The sequence below is a fragment of the Thioalkalivibrio sp. ALE20 genome (genome assembly GCF_000381405.1).
Lineage (GTDB): Bacteria > Pseudomonadota > Gammaproteobacteria > Ectothiorhodospirales > Ectothiorhodospiraceae > Thioalkalivibrio.
This window is the reverse complement of the sequence record NZ_KB906475.1, coordinates 1-13513: the sequence shown is the minus strand read 5'-3', so window position 1 is coordinate 13513 and position 13513 is coordinate 1. Positions and strand designations below refer to the sequence as shown.

Annotated in this window: 15 protein-coding genes; 11 read left to right on the top strand and 4 right to left on the bottom strand. The window is 66.8% G+C overall.

Features of this window, described 5'->3' with window-relative positions:
- Positions 1 to 6 precede the first annotated feature (6 nt).
- From hisC to galU, 11 genes are all read left to right on the top strand, one after another.
- Positions 7 to 1158 (top strand): histidinol-phosphate transaminase, encoded by a 1152-nt coding sequence (gene hisC / locus F790_RS0108635; RefSeq protein WP_019591410.1) that lies wholly within the window; start codon positions 7 to 9, stop codon positions 1156 to 1158.
- Positions 1155 to 2036, top strand: a complete 882-nt coding sequence (locus F790_RS0108630) for a prephenate dehydrogenase/arogenate dehydrogenase family protein (RefSeq protein ID WP_019591409.1) — start codon at positions 1155 to 1157, stop codon at positions 2034 to 2036. The genes hisC and F790_RS0108630 overlap by 4 nt, the downstream gene beginning before the upstream one ends.
- Positions 2037 to 2040: 4 nt before the next feature.
- The gene (gene aroA, locus F790_RS0108625; RefSeq protein WP_019591408.1) at positions 2041 to 3345 is read left to right on the top strand and encodes a 3-phosphoshikimate 1-carboxyvinyltransferase; all 1305 of its coding nucleotides are present in this window, start codon (positions 2041 to 2043) and stop codon (positions 3343 to 3345) included.
- Positions 3342 to 4067: a (d)CMP kinase gene (gene cmk / locus F790_RS0108620; RefSeq protein ID WP_018869438.1), complete on the top strand. Its 726-nt coding sequence runs from the start codon at positions 3342 to 3344 to the stop codon at positions 4065 to 4067. Before aroA ends, cmk begins: the two co-directional genes overlap by 4 nt.
- Before the next feature lie 55 nt (positions 4068 to 4122).
- Positions 4123 to 5793 (top strand): 30S ribosomal protein S1, encoded by a 1671-nt coding sequence (gene rpsA, locus F790_RS0108615; protein ID WP_019591407.1) that lies wholly within the window; start codon positions 4123 to 4125, stop codon positions 5791 to 5793.
- An 85-nt stretch (positions 5794 to 5878) separates the two neighbouring features.
- Complete coding sequence (locus F790_RS0108610; protein WP_018869436.1) at positions 5879 to 6175, top strand: integration host factor subunit beta; 297 nt, start codon at positions 5879 to 5881, stop codon at positions 6173 to 6175.
- A 13-nt stretch (positions 6176 to 6188) separates the two neighbouring features.
- Positions 6189 to 6506: a lipopolysaccharide assembly LapA domain-containing protein gene (locus tag F790_RS0108605; protein ID WP_018945980.1), complete on the top strand. Its 318-nt coding sequence runs from the start codon at positions 6189 to 6191 to the stop codon at positions 6504 to 6506.
- Positions 6507 to 6512: 6 nt separating this feature from the next.
- The gene (locus tag F790_RS0108600; RefSeq protein WP_018869434.1) at positions 6513 to 7739 is read left to right on the top strand and encodes a tetratricopeptide repeat protein; all 1227 of its coding nucleotides are present in this window, start codon (positions 6513 to 6515) and stop codon (positions 7737 to 7739) included.
- The gene (gene pyrF, locus F790_RS0108595; protein ID WP_018869433.1) at positions 7740 to 8480 is read left to right on the top strand and encodes an orotidine-5'-phosphate decarboxylase; all 741 of its coding nucleotides are present in this window, start codon (positions 7740 to 7742) and stop codon (positions 8478 to 8480) included.
- Between the two features lie 122 nt (positions 8481 to 8602).
- Positions 8603 to 8845: a helix-hairpin-helix domain-containing protein gene (locus tag F790_RS0108590; protein ID WP_051075378.1), complete on the top strand. Its 243-nt coding sequence runs from the start codon at positions 8603 to 8605 to the stop codon at positions 8843 to 8845.
- 59 nt (positions 8846 to 8904) lie between these two features.
- Positions 8905 to 9792, top strand: a complete 888-nt coding sequence (galU, locus tag F790_RS0108585) for a UTP--glucose-1-phosphate uridylyltransferase GalU (protein WP_019591405.1) — start codon at positions 8905 to 8907, stop codon at positions 9790 to 9792.
- Positions 9793 to 9810: 18 nt separating this feature from the next.
- Here galU and F790_RS0108580 read toward each other — a convergent pair whose 3' ends face one another.
- The 4 genes from F790_RS0108580 to F790_RS0108565 form a co-directional block, all read right to left on the bottom strand.
- Positions 9811 to 10497, bottom strand: coding sequence for a rhomboid family intramembrane serine protease (locus F790_RS0108580; RefSeq protein WP_018869430.1), 687 nt, complete (start codon positions 10495 to 10497; stop codon positions 9811 to 9813).
- A 22-nt stretch (positions 10498 to 10519) separates the two neighbouring features.
- The gene (gene ilvD, locus F790_RS0108575) at positions 10520 to 12205 is read right to left on the bottom strand and encodes a dihydroxy-acid dehydratase (RefSeq protein WP_019591404.1); all 1686 of its coding nucleotides are present in this window, start codon (positions 12203 to 12205) and stop codon (positions 10520 to 10522) included.
- Positions 12206 to 12212: 7 nt separating this feature from the next.
- Positions 12213 to 12533 (bottom strand): heat shock protein HspQ, encoded by a 321-nt coding sequence (gene hspQ, locus F790_RS0108570; RefSeq protein ID WP_018869428.1) that lies wholly within the window; start codon positions 12531 to 12533, stop codon positions 12213 to 12215.
- 73 nt (positions 12534 to 12606) lie between these two features.
- A complete protein-coding gene (locus tag F790_RS0108565) occupies positions 12607 to 13287 on the bottom strand; it encodes a class II aldolase/adducin family protein (protein WP_019591403.1) in 681 nt (226 codons plus the stop codon).
- Positions 13288 to 13513: the final 226 nt, after the last annotated feature.

Genomic DNA, 13513 nt, shown 5'->3' with positions numbered 1-13513 from the left:
GCATCCATGGCAACGAATCCTTCCGAATCCGCAGCCCCCGGGCCGGGTCCGGCCGCCCGGGCCGTGTCCGGCGTGCAGGGACTGCAGCCGTATCAGCCGGGCAAGCCGGTGTCCGAGCTGGAACGCGAGCTGGGCATCAGCGAGGCGGTCAAGCTCGCCTCCAACGAAAACCCGCTGGGCCCGTCGCCGCGCGCCGTGGAGGCGGCCCGGGGCGTGTTGGGCGAGGCCCATGTCTACCCCGATGGCAATGCGTTCGAGCTGAAGGCGGCGCTGGCCGCGCGTCATGGAGTGGCTCCGGCGCAGATCACCCTGGGCAACGGCTCCAACGAAGTGCTGGAGCTGATCGCGCGGACCTGGCTGGCGCCGGGGCGGGCGTCGGTGTTTTCCGCCCACGCCTTCGCGGTGTACCCGCTGGTGACGCAGGCCACCGGGGCCGAGGCGCGCGTGGTCCCGGGCGTGTCGGCGGACGATGCCCGCCAGCCGTTCGGGCACGATCTGGATGCGATGCGCGCCCGGGTGGATGACGACGCCGCGGTGGTGTTCGTGGCGAACCCGAACAACCCGACCGGTACCTGGGTGGATGCGCAGGCGCTGGAGGCCTTCGTGGCGGCGATGCCGCCGCAGACGGTGGTCGTGATCGACGAGGCGTATGCCGAATACGTGGAAGAAGACGGTTATCCGGATGCCACGCGCTGGCTGGACCGCTATCCCAACGTGGTCGTCACCCGGACCTTTTCCAAGATCCAGGGGCTGGCGGGGCTGCGCCTGGGCTATGCCGTGAGTTCGGCGCCGGTGGCCGACATGCTCAACCGGGTGCGTCAGCCGTTCAACGTGAACGCGGTCGCTCAGGCGGCCGGTCTGGCCGCGCTCGAGGACAGCGACCACATCCGGCACTCGGTGGCGGTCAACCGGGAAGGCCTGGTGCAGCTGGATCGCGAACTCCGGGCCATGGGCCTGCGGGTCATCCCTTCGGTCGGCAATTTCATTACCTTCGACACCGGCACCGACGTCAACGCGGTACATGACCGCCTGCAGCGGCGTGGGGTCATTGCCCGGCCGGTGGAAAACTACGGGCTGCCCGGGCATCTGCGCGTCACGGTCTCGACCGCGGAGGATAACGAACGATTCCTGGCTGCCCTGCGCGAGGCCCTTGCATGATCGACCGGCTGGTCATTTTCGGAGTCGGCCTGATCGGCGGTTCGCTGGCGCTGGCGCTGCGGGTGGCCGGGGAGGTGGGGACGGTCGTGGGCTGTTCGCGCAATCCGGACAATCTGCGCGAGGCCGAACGCCTGGGTGTGATCGACGCATGGACCACCGATCCCGCCGAGGCCGCCCGGGGGGCCGACATGGGTGTGCTGGCCGTACCGCTGGGGGCCATGGAAGGGCTGGCGGCATCGCTCGCCGGGATCTGGCCGGAGGATGCGCCGCTGACCGACGTGGGCAGCAGCAAACAGGCGGTGCTGGAGGCCCTGGCGCGGGGGTTCGGCGAGGTTCCGCGGCAGTTCGTCCCCGGGCATCCGATCGCGGGCACCGAGCAGAGCGGGGTGGCGGCCGCCTTTCCCGAACTGTTCCGCGAACGGCTGGTGATCCTGACGCCGGCCGACGCCACCAGCGTAATGGCGACCAACCGCGTGACCGCGATGTGGCAGACCGCCGGCGCGCGGGTCGAATTCATGACGCCGGCGCATCACGATCACGTGCTGGCAGCCACCAGCCACCTCCCGCACGTGCTGGCCTTTACCCTGGTGGCGTCCCTGTCGAAGATGAGCGACCGCGACGAGATCTTCCATTATGCTGCGGGCGGTTTCCGCGACTTCACCCGCATTGCCTCCAGCGACCCGGTCGTCTGGCGCGACATCTGTCTTGCCAACGGGCCCTCCATCCTGGAGGTGATCGAACGTTACCAGGCCGATCTCGAATCCCTGCGGCAGGCGATCGAGCAGGGCGACGGGCAGCGCCTGGAGCAGGAATTCACCCACGCCAAGACCACGCGGGATCGTTTCTGTGATCCCGCCCGAGCTCAACTGGATACCTGAACCGATGGATACCCTGACCGTTCAACCCGGCGGCGTCCTCAGCGGGACCCTGCGGGTCGCCGGCGACAAGTCGATTTCGCATCGGGCGATCATGCTGGGGGCGCTGGCCGAAGGCACCACCCACGTGACCGGCTTCCTCGAAGGGGAGGACTGCCTCGCTACCCTGGAAGCGTTTCGCGCGATGGGTGTCCCCATCCGCCGCGAAGGGCCGGGCGAGGTCATCATCGAGGGGGTCGGGATGCACGGCCTGCATGCCCCCGATGGTCCGCTGGACATGGGCAATTCGGGTACCGCCATGCGACTTTTGTGCGGTGTGCTCGCCGGGCAGGCGTTCGACAGCGAACTCACCGGCGACACCTCCCTGTCGCGTCGGCCCATGCGCCGGGTCACCGAGCCGCTGGCGCGCATGGGCGCGCAGATCGACACCGCCGAAGGCGGCACCCCGCCGTTGCGGGTGCGGGGCGGACAGCCGCTGCAGGGCACGGAATACGCCCTCGAGGTCGCCTCCGCCCAGGTCAAGTCCGCACTGCTCCTTGCCGGCCTGTGGGCCGAGGGCCGCACCTGCGTGACCGAACCCGCGCCAACCCGCGATCACACCGAACGCATGCTGGAAGGTTTCGGCGTCGAAGTGGAACGCGACGGGGCCACGGCCTGTGTGGCCGGCGGCGGGCGCCTGCGCGGTGGCGACGTGGACGTACCCGCGGACATCTCTTCGGCCGCCTTCTTCATGGTCGGGGCGTCGATCGCGCCGGGTTCCCACGTGATCCTGCGCCACGTCGGGGTCAACCCGACCCGGACCGGCGTGATCGAGATCCTCCGCCGCATGGGCGCCGATATTCGTCTGCTGGATCTGCGCGAGGTCAGTGGCGAGCCGGTGGCCGACATCGAGGTGCTGTCGCACGAGCTGCGCGGGATCGAGATCCCGGAGGATCAGGTGCCGCTGGCCATTGACGAATTCCCGGCCATCTTCATCGCCGCCGCCTGCGCCCACGGCGAGACCGTGCTGACCGGCGCCGAGGAATTGCGCGTCAAGGAAAGCGACCGCATCCAGGTGATGGCCGACGGCCTCGCGGCCCTCGGCGTCGACTGCGAGGTTCGGCCGGACGGCATCCGCATTCAGGGGGGCGACGGTTTTCAGGGTGGCGAGATCCAGAGCCACGGAGATCACCGCATCGCCATGGCCTTCGCCATGGCCGCACTCCGCGCCGACGCGCCCGTCACCATTCACGATTGCCGCAACGTCGCGACGTCGTTCCCCGACTTCGCCGACCTGGCGCGGCAGACCGGACTGCATCTGGAGGCCCAATGACCCCGGTACTGACCATCGACGGTCCCGGCGGCGCAGGCAAGGGTACCGTCTGCATGCGCATCGCGGCGGCCATGGGCTGGCACCTGCTCGACAGCGGCGCGCTGTACCGCCTGGTGGGCCTGGCCGCACGCCGGCAGGGTGTGGAGCCGGACGACGCGGCGGCCGTCCCCGACCTGGCTCAGGCGCTGGACGTACGCTTTGAAATCGACCGCGATGCCACACGGGTCACGACCCTGCTGGAAGGCGACCCCGTGGACGAGGAGCTCCGCACCGAGCAGGCGGGCAACGACGCCTCGCGTGCAGCAGCCATTCCCGCCGTGCGCGAGGCACTGCTGCAGCGCCAGCGCGATTTCGCGGTGCCGCCCGGCCTGGTCGCCGACGGGCGCGACATGGGGACCATCGTGTTCCCCGAAGCGGATCTGAAGATCTTTCTCGATGCCAGTGCCGAGGAACGTGCGCGGCGTCGCCAACTGCAGTTGCTGGAACAAGGACTTAGTGCTAGCCTTGAAGAACTTCGGGAAGAGATGGAAGAACGCGACCGTCGCGACCGCGAACGCAGCGTGGCGCCGCTCAAGCCGGCCGAGGATGCCTGGGTCCTGGATACCACGGATCTGGACATCGTCGCCGTGGTCGATCTCATCCTGGAGCGCCTGCGGGACGTACTCCCGGAAGACCGCCCCCCTGCCGACGAAACCCCGGGCAGCGGGATCGACAACACTTGAAACCGGTTTCAGGAAGTTTCTGTAACCGCATTTAATTTAACAGGTTTTTAAATCCATGAGTGAAAGTTTCGCGCAACTGCTCGAAGAGAGCATGGCCTACACCCAGATGCAGCCGGGTGCCATCCTCAGTGCCACCGTCATTGAGGTGAACCCGGAAGTCGTCGTGGTGAACGCGGGCCTGAAGTCCGAGGGAGTCATCCCCAACGAGCAGTTCATGAACGACGAAGGGGAACTCGAAGTCGCCGTGGGCGATGTCGTGGAAGTTGCCCTGGAAACCCCGGAAGACGGCTTCGGCGAGACCCGCATGTCTCGCGAGAAGGCCAAGCGTGCCAAGGCCTGGGATCGCCTCGAACGGGCGATGGAAGACGAGGAATACGTCACCGGCAAGATCTCCGGCAAGGTCAAGGGCGGCTACACCGTCGAACTGGGCGACATCCGTGCATTCCTGCCGGGTTCACTCGTGGATGTCCGTCCGGTGCGCGATACCGCGTATCTGGAAGGCAAGGAGCTGGAGTTCAAGCTCATCAAGCTGGACCGCCGTCGCAACAACGTGGTCGTGTCGCGTCGCGCCGTGGTCGAGCAGGAATACAGCGCCGAGCGCGAAGAACTGCTCAAGAACCTGCAGGAAGGTGCGCAGGTCAAGGGTATCGTCAAGAACCTCACCGACTATGGTGCGTTCCTGGATCTGGGCGGCATCGACGGCCTGCTGCACATCACCGACATGGCCTGGAAGCGCGTCAAGCATCCGTCCGATGTCGTTGAAATCGGACAGGAAGTCGAAGTCAAGGTGCTCAAGTTCGATCGCGAGCGCATGCGTGTCTCGCTGGGCCTGAAGCAGCTGGGCGAGGATCCGTGGGAGAACATCACTCGCCGTTACCCGACCGGCACCCGCATCTTCGGCAAGGTCACCAACATCACCGACTACGGCTGCTTCGTCGAAATCGAAGACGGCGTGGAAGGCCTGGTGCACGTCTCCGAAATGGACTGGACCAACAAGAACGTCAACCCGGGCAAGGTCGTGGCCATTGGCGACGAGGTGGAGGTGATGATCCTGGACCTGGACGAAGAGCGCCGCCGTATCTCGCTGGGCATGAAGCAGTGCCAGTCCAACCCGTGGGACGACTTCGCCGCCAACCACAACCGTGGCGAGAAGGTCCGTGGCCAGATCAAGTCGATCACCGATTTCGGCGTATTCGTGGGCCTGGAAGGCGGCATCGACGGCCTGATCCACCTGTCGGATCTTTCCTGGAGCGAATCGGGCGAAGAGGCCATCCGCAACTTCAAGAAGGGTGACGAGGTCGAGGCCGTGGTCCTGTCCGTGGATCCGGAACGCGAGCGCATCTCCCTGGGCCTGAAGCAGCTGGACCGCGACCCGTTCGCCAACTTCGTGGCCGAACACAGCAAGGGCAGCATCGTGAAGGGTACGGTCAAGGAAGTGGACGCCAAGGCCGCCGTGATCGAACTGGCCGATGGGATCGACGGGATCCTGCGCGCCGCCGACATCTCCCAGGACCGCGTGGAAGACGCGCGTACGGTGCTCAACGTGGGCGACGAGGTCGAGGCCAAGTTCATGGGCGTGGACAAGAAGACCCGTGCGATCAGCCTGTCCATCAAGGCGAAGGATCGTGCCGAGGAGGCCGAAGCCGTGTCCGAATACGGGCAGGGCGGCGGCGCCACCACCTCGCTGGGCGACCTGCTGAAGGAACAGATGGGCAAGAACGACTAAGCCCTGTTCCACCGCCCGCATCCGCGTCGCAACCGCGGGTGCGGGCCTTTTTTTGTCTTTCCTCCCCCTTTGCTGCGAGTGCCAGATGACCAAATCGGAATTGATCGACAATCTTGCCCGCAAATCACCGCACCTTCCGCCACGCGACGTCGAACTGAGCGTCAAGGCCCTGCTGGAGCGGATGAGTCAGGCACTGGCCAGTGGCGAGCGGGTGGAAATTCGCGGATTCGGCAGCTTTGCGCTGCATTTCCGGCCCCCGCGCATGGGCCGGAATCCCAAGACCGGCGAGGGCGTGGCCCTGCCCGGCAAATATGTCCCTCACTTCAAGCCCGGCAAGGAATTGCGGGAACGCGTCAATGACGGCGCGCAAAAGGACCAGTAGGCGGATACGACGAATGGCCGAGCGCGGAAAGTCCCGGCTGCGGCACTGGGTCGCATTCGTGGCCCTGATCCTGATCTCCTCGAGCATCGGGATCCTGGTGGTGTTCAACGAGGGCGCCGCCACCCTCCATCTCCCCGGTCTCACCCTCGAGGCCCCCTTGATCGTGCTCCTGGGCCTGAGCGCCCTGGCGGGTGTACTGATTGCATCCCTGATCTTCTGGCTCAGGCTGCGGCGTCTGCAACGCAAGATCGACCGGCTACGGGATGAGAACCGTGCGCTGCGGGTCGAGGTGGAACAGCTGCGGACCGCGCCGATGCGGGATTTCTACTGAACCGGAATGATTGAGGACTGGTTCTGGCTGCTGTTGCCGGTTGCCGCCGCCAGTGGCTGGTGGGCCGCGCGCCGAGGGGTTCCCGAGGAGGAAGAAACCCGCGATCCCGCGCTGGACCGCTATCTCCAGGGCGTACGATACCTGCTGGACGATCGTACCGACGACGCCCTGCAGACCTTCATCGAGATGGTCGAGGTCGACCATGAAACCTTTGAAACCCATGTGATCCTGGGGCGGCTGTTCCGGCGGCGGGGCGAGGTGGACCGCGCGATCCGCATTCACCAGAACCTGGTGGCGCGCCCGGCGCTGACCGATGCCCAGCGGGCACAGGCGCTGTGCGAACTGGGCCAGGACTTCCTGCTGGCGGGGGTGCTCGATCGGGCCGAGGGGGTGTTCCGCGAATTGATGAATTCGCCGAACCAGGCCTCCGAGGCACTGGAAGGCCTGCGGCACGTCTACGAGACGCAGCGCGAGTGGGACAAGGCGATCGAGGTCGGCAACCGGCTGCGCGCCGAGGGCTCGCCACAGGAACCCCTGCGGGTTGCGCATTACCATTGCGAACTGGCGAGCGAGGCGCTGGAACGCAATGACCTGGCCGAGGCCTCCGAGCGGGCAGGCCAGGCCGAAGCCCTGGTACCGGGTCTGTCGCGGGCCCTGCTGCTGAAATCGGAAATCGCCGAACGCGAGGGACGCATTCGCGAGGCCATCGATTACGGCAGTGATGCAGTGGCCCGCACGCCGCGGCTGGCACCGTTGCTGGTCCCGCGGCTGGAGCAGCTGCATCAGGCCCTGCCGGGCGAGCATCGTCTGGCGGCGCTGGAACAAGTACTGACCGACCTCGCCGAGACCCGCGGCGTGACCATGGCGCGTATCGCGCTGATGCGGCTGTATCGACGGACCGGACGCATGGACCGGGCGCTGCATGAGCTGGGGGTCATCCTGGCCCAGCGCCCGGTACCCACCTCGGGGCTGCTGGAGGCGGTGCGCTGGATGAAGGTACTGCCCGCGGTGCAGAGCTACGTAAGCGAATTTACGGCCTTCGAGAAGGCTCTGTCGGACCAGCTGCGCAGTCAGCACCTGTATCAATGCACCAACTGCGGGTACCAGGGCCGCGGCCATGTCTGGCAATGCCCCAGCTGCCGGCGCTGGGACACCCTGCGCGGGCTGGATTTCGATATCGATCAGAACACTGAAGACGCCGAAGCGGCGCTGATTCGCGAGGAGAGCCACTGAATGGACCCGGTAACGGAAACCCCGAACCTCCAGGAGCCGCGGCTGATCGTCGCCCTGGACTTCGCCTCCGGCGACGAGGCGCTGGCCTTCGCCCGCAGTCTGGACCCCCACCAGTGTGCGCTGAAGGTGGGTTTCGAGCTGTTCGTGGTCGCCGGACCGGATCTGGTCGAACGGCTGCACGGGCTCGGCTTCCGGGTGTTCCTGGACCTCAAGTTTCACGACATCCCCAACACGGTTGCGGCCGCCTGTCGCGCGGCGGCCCGCATGGATGTGTGGCTGGTGAACCTGCACGCTTCCGGCGGCCTGGCGATGATGCGGGCAGCCCGTGACGCGGTCCGCGAGGTCAATGAACGGACGGCCCTGCTGGCCGTAACGGTGCTGACCTCCAGTGACCGCGCGACCCTGGAGGAGACCGGCGTGCAGGACACCCCGGATGGCCAGGTCATGCGCCTGGGGCGCCTGGCGGTGGAGCAGGCGGGGCTGGACGGGCTGGTATGTTCCGCGCGCGAAGCGGCGATGCTGCGCGAGGAGCTGGGGGCGGCACCCAGGCTGGTGACGCCCGGGATTCGCCTGGAAACGGCCGGGGACGACGACCAGAAACGGGTGATGACGCCGGAACGGGCGCTGGAGGCCGGCGCCAGTGCCATTGTGGTGGGCCGGCCGATCACCCGTGCGCAGGATCCCGCCGCGGCGATGCGGACGATCGCGGGACGCATGCAGGGGGTTTCCCCGACGCAGTGATCGGGCTAGGATCCATGGTGAGCGCACGGGAGAAGGCGCTCGCCACCATTGAAAAAACAAGGAGGTTCACCATGATCCGTACTGTATCCATGTTCCGTTCCGCCCGGGTGTTGCTGCCCGCCATGGCGCTGGGGCTGAGCCTCGGCTCGGCGGTCACTGCCGGCGAACAGGTGCCCGTCAACGTCAATTCGGCACCGCTGGAGGAGCTGGTCACCCTGAGCAATGTCGGTGAGGTCACGGCGCGTGCCATCCTCGAACATCGGGAAGAACACGGGGATTTCGAATCCGTGCAGGCCCTGACCGAGGTGTCCGGCATTGGCGAACGGACGGTGGAAATGAATCTGGATCGGATTGAACTGGAATAGGGAGAGCGGCCGGGGCATGACCGCCATTGTGCGGCCATGCCCCGCAGCCCGGAGGGCACATGACCGAAAAGAGCAAACGAATCCGTACCGCTGTCTTTCCCGTGGCCGGCATGGGGACGCGCTTTCTGCCGGCGACCAAGGCCAACCCCAAGGAAATGCTCCCGGTAGTGGACAAGCCACTGATCCAGTATGCCGCCGAAGAGGCCGTCGCGGCGGGGATCGACACCCTGGTGTTCGTCACCGGACGCAACAAGCGCGCCATCCCCGATCATTTCGACAAGGCCTACGAGCTGGAGAACGAGCTGGAGGAGCGGGGCAAGACCGAGCTCCTCGAACGCATCCGCAACATCGTCCCATCGAACGTCACCTGCGTGTACCTGCGCCAGGCCGAAGCCCTGGGGCTGGGGCATGCGGTCGCCTGTGCGCGCCCCGTGGTGCGCGAGGAACCGTTCGCCGTGATCCTCGCGGATGACCTGATCGAGGCCGTGGATGGCGGGGCCACCGCACAGATGGTGGAGCAGTACAACGGCCATGGCTGCAGCGTGCTGGGGGTGGAAGAGGTGCCCGAAGACCGAACCCATCAGTACGGCATCATCGATCCGGAACGCACCGGCCCCCGCAGCTGGGACGTGAAGGGCATCGTGGAAAAGCCCGATCCGGCCGATGCGCCGTCGAACGTCGCCGTGGTCGGGCGCTATGTGCTGACGCCGCGGATCTTCGATCTGCTGGAGCGGCAGGAGCCGGGAGCCGGCGGCGAGATCCAGCTGACCGACGCCATCGACCGCCTGCGGCAGGAAGAGCGGGTCACGGCCTGGGAATTCTCCGGGCGGCGTTTCGATTGCGGCAGCAAGCTGGGCTATCTCGAGGCCACGGTCGAGTTCGCCCTCAATCACCCCGAACTCAAGGACGATTTCCGCGAATACCTTCGCACCCGGACGGACAGCTGACGCGTCCGGGCCCGGCGCTCACCACCAAAGCCGCCGATGCCGGGGCCGAACCGGCAACCGCCCGCGCCAGTACTGGATCATCAGCAGCCCCACCACCATGCCGCCCAGATGCGCGAAATGGGCGATCCCCGACATGGTCCCGGATACCCCCAGATAGAGCTCGAGGATGCCGTAACCGATCACGAAGTACTTGGCCTTGATCGGAATCGGCAGGAAGATCAGGAACAGGCGCTGGTTGGGGAACATCATCCCGAATGCCAGCAGCACCCCGAACACCCCGCCGGAGGCCCCCACGGTGGGGTAGATGGCATCACCGTTGCCCCCTGCAGTGACCACCAGCTGCACCAGACCGGCCCCGATCACACAGATCAGAAAATAGGTCGCGAACATGCGCGAACCCCATGAATTCTCGACCTGAACGCCCAGCATCCATACCACGAACATGTTGACGAACAGGTGCAGCGGCCCGCCATGCAGGAAGCCATAGGTCACCAGCTGCCAGAGCTGGAAATCCGGCACGCGCATCATCGAGCCGTCCTGCATGATGGTGGACGGGGTGCCGATCGGCCACAGGGCGAAATGGGCCATCAGCCAGTTGCCCAGCGCGGGCATGGCCAGGAACAGCAGGACGTTGGTGACCAGCAGGAAACCGATCACCGGAGGCATCATGCTGAAGCGCGGCGAGCGCGGATCAGGATGGGTCATGCGGAGGGTGCGCCGGTCCGGCTCAGAAGTCGTCGGTCACGGCGCCGCGGCTGGCCGATCCCACCGTGCGCGCGTATTTGGCAAGCACTCCGCGGGCCACCGGGGGCTCCGGGACCTTCCAGGCCGACCGGCGGCGTTCCAGTTCCTCGGGGTCGATGTCCAGATCCAGCTGGTTCCGGTCGGCGTCGATCACGATCGGGTCGCCTTCCTGCACCAGCGAGATGGGACCACCCGCGGCCGCCTCGGGCGCGACATGACCCACGACCATGCCGTAGGTGCCACCGGAGAATCGCCCGTCGGTGACGAGACCCACTGCATCTCCCAGACCGGCACCGATCAGCGCCGCGGTGGGGGCCAGCATCTCGCGCATCCCGGGCCCGCCGCGCGGCCCTTCATAACGAATGACGATCACGTCCCCTTCGCGGATCGAGCCGGCGAGAATCGCGTCCAGGCAGTCCTCCTCGGAGTCGAAGACCCGGGCGGGTCCGCGAATGCTGCGCCGCTTGAGGCCGGTCACCTTGGCCACGCCCCCCTCGGGGGCCAGACTGCCCTTGAGGATCGCCAGGTGGCCCTGCGGATAGAGCGGGTCGGCGGGTGTTCGGACCATGTCGGTGGCCTCCGCCGGCGGGGCGGCGGGCGCATCGCGAAGGGTTTCCGCCAGGGTCTCGCCGGTGATCGTCAGGCACTCCCCGTGCAGAAGCCCGGCGTCCAGCAGCAGGCGCATCACCAGCGGGGTGCCGCCGGCCTGATGGAAGGCGGTGGTGACGTAACGCCCGGAGGGCTTGAGATCGCACAGGACCGGGGTGCGGCGGCGAATCCGTTCGACATCGTCCAGATCCAGGGGCACCTCGGCGGCGTGCGCGATCGCCAGCAGGTGCAGCACCGCGTTGGTGGAGCCGCCCAGGGCCATGACCACCGCGAGGGCATTCTCGAAGGCCGGCCGGGTGAGGATGTCGCGCGGCTTGCGATCGGCATGGATCGCTTCCAGCAGGACCTCGCCGGAGCGCGCCGCGGACTCGCCCTTTTCCGGATCCTCGGCGGCCTGGGTCGAGGATCCCGGCAGGCTCATCCCCAGCGCCTCGAAGGCCGAGGACATGGTATTCGCGGTGTACATGCCCCCGCAGGAACCCGCGCCGGGACAGGCGTTGCGCTCCACCCCCTGCAGGTCCTCGTCGGACAGCCGACCGGCGCCGTGCTGTCCCACGGCCTCGAAGGCACTGACAATGGTCAGTTCCTGGCCCTTGTAATGGCCGGGCTTGATGGTGCCGCCATAGACGAAGATGGCCGGCACGTTGAGGCGGGCGAGGGCGATCATCGCCCCGGGCATGTTCTTGTCACATCCCCCGGTGGCCAGCACCCCGTCCATGCTCTGCCCGTTGACCACGGTTTCGATCGCGTCGGCGATCACCTCGCGCGAGACCAGCGAGTATTTCATCCCCGGTGTGCCCATGGAGATGCCGTCGGAGATGGTGATGGTGCCGAAGGTCTGGGGCATGCCGCCGGCCTGACGCACCGCTCGTTCCGCGCGTTCGGCAAGCGCGCCGATCCCCGTGTTGCAGGGGGTAATCGTACTGTGCGCGTTGGCGATCCCGACGATGGGACGCTGGAAGTCGTCGTCTCCGAACCCGACGGCGCGCAGCATGGCGCGATTGGGTGTGCGGCGTGGCCCTTCGGTGACCACGCGCGAGCGGCGGTTGTCCTGGCTCATGGTGTCCTCAGTGTGTCCGGGTCTGGTTTTCGCGACTGTAACGCCCGTTCATGAAACGGTCGAAGAACTTGCCCAGGTCCGGGTGATCGATCTGTTCGCCCGAGGTGTCGCTTTCCAGATGACGCTCGGCCACATAGGTGCTGTGGGTGTAGCCATCCACCAGCACGTGGTACCACGGCTGGTCCTTGGGCGGCCGGCTCTTCGCGACCGTCTCGTACCATTCGTCCGAGCCGTTGTAGACCGGGTCGACATCCACGATGACGCCGCGGTAATCATATTTGAGGTGATGGACGATCTCGCCCACCGAAAAACGGGTGCCGCTGGCCATGGTGCAATCTCTCTGCTCGCAGGGGTGAAAACAAAAGAATAGACCGGGCGAGCCCGGGGCGCGTCACGCCGTCTCAGGGTTCGTCCGGTTCCTGTTCGGATCCGTTCGGGGCCGCCTCCCGCCGCGGGCCGTACTGCCTGAACGCCTCCCGTATGCGCTGCATCTCCGCAGCATCCAGCAGGGCGGGGCCGCCGATGGACAGGCTCAGCACGTACTGCTGCGCCAGCAGTTCGACCTCCTCGGTGAGCCACAGCGCGCGTGCGAGGTCCGGCCCGGTGGCGATCATCCCGTGGTTCGCCAGCAGACAGGCGTAGCGGTCATCCAGTGCGGCAAGCGCATGTCGCGAGAGTTCCGGTGTCCCGAAGGTGGCATACGGGGCACAGCGGATGGAGTCGCCGCCGGCGGCCGCGATCATGTAATGCAGCGGCGGGATGTCGCGCTGCTGGATCGCGACCACGCTGGCGTACACCGAATGCACGTGCACCACCGCATGGATATCTTCGCGTTCCCGCAGGATCGCGCGGTGGAAATGCCATTCGCTGGAAGGCTTCTGGTGCGCGGACCAGCGTCCGTCGGCATCCATGTACACCAGGTCCTTCGGCGCCAGGTCCTCGTACGCCACGCCGGAGGGGGTGATCAGCAGGCCGTGACCGCAGCGTACACTGACGTTACCGGATGTACCCTGGTTGAGGCCGCGCCGGTTGGTTTCCAGCGCCGTGTCGATCACCGCCTCGCGCAACTGTTGCTCGTTCATGCGCCTGCCTTCGTCCGGAACCGTCCCGCGCATTCTGCCTGACACGGACCCGCGGGGCATCCACCCGCACCCGCCCGCGCGACGCCGTTTTATGCCCCCGCCATCGCGAGCCGCGAGGCTCTCTTCCCCGTCGTAAGTCGCGGGGGCTCTCTCTCGTCATCTCGAGTCACGCAGCGACGTGGCGATCTCCATCCAGGGCCACCGGTTCCGGCGTGCCGGCAAAGTC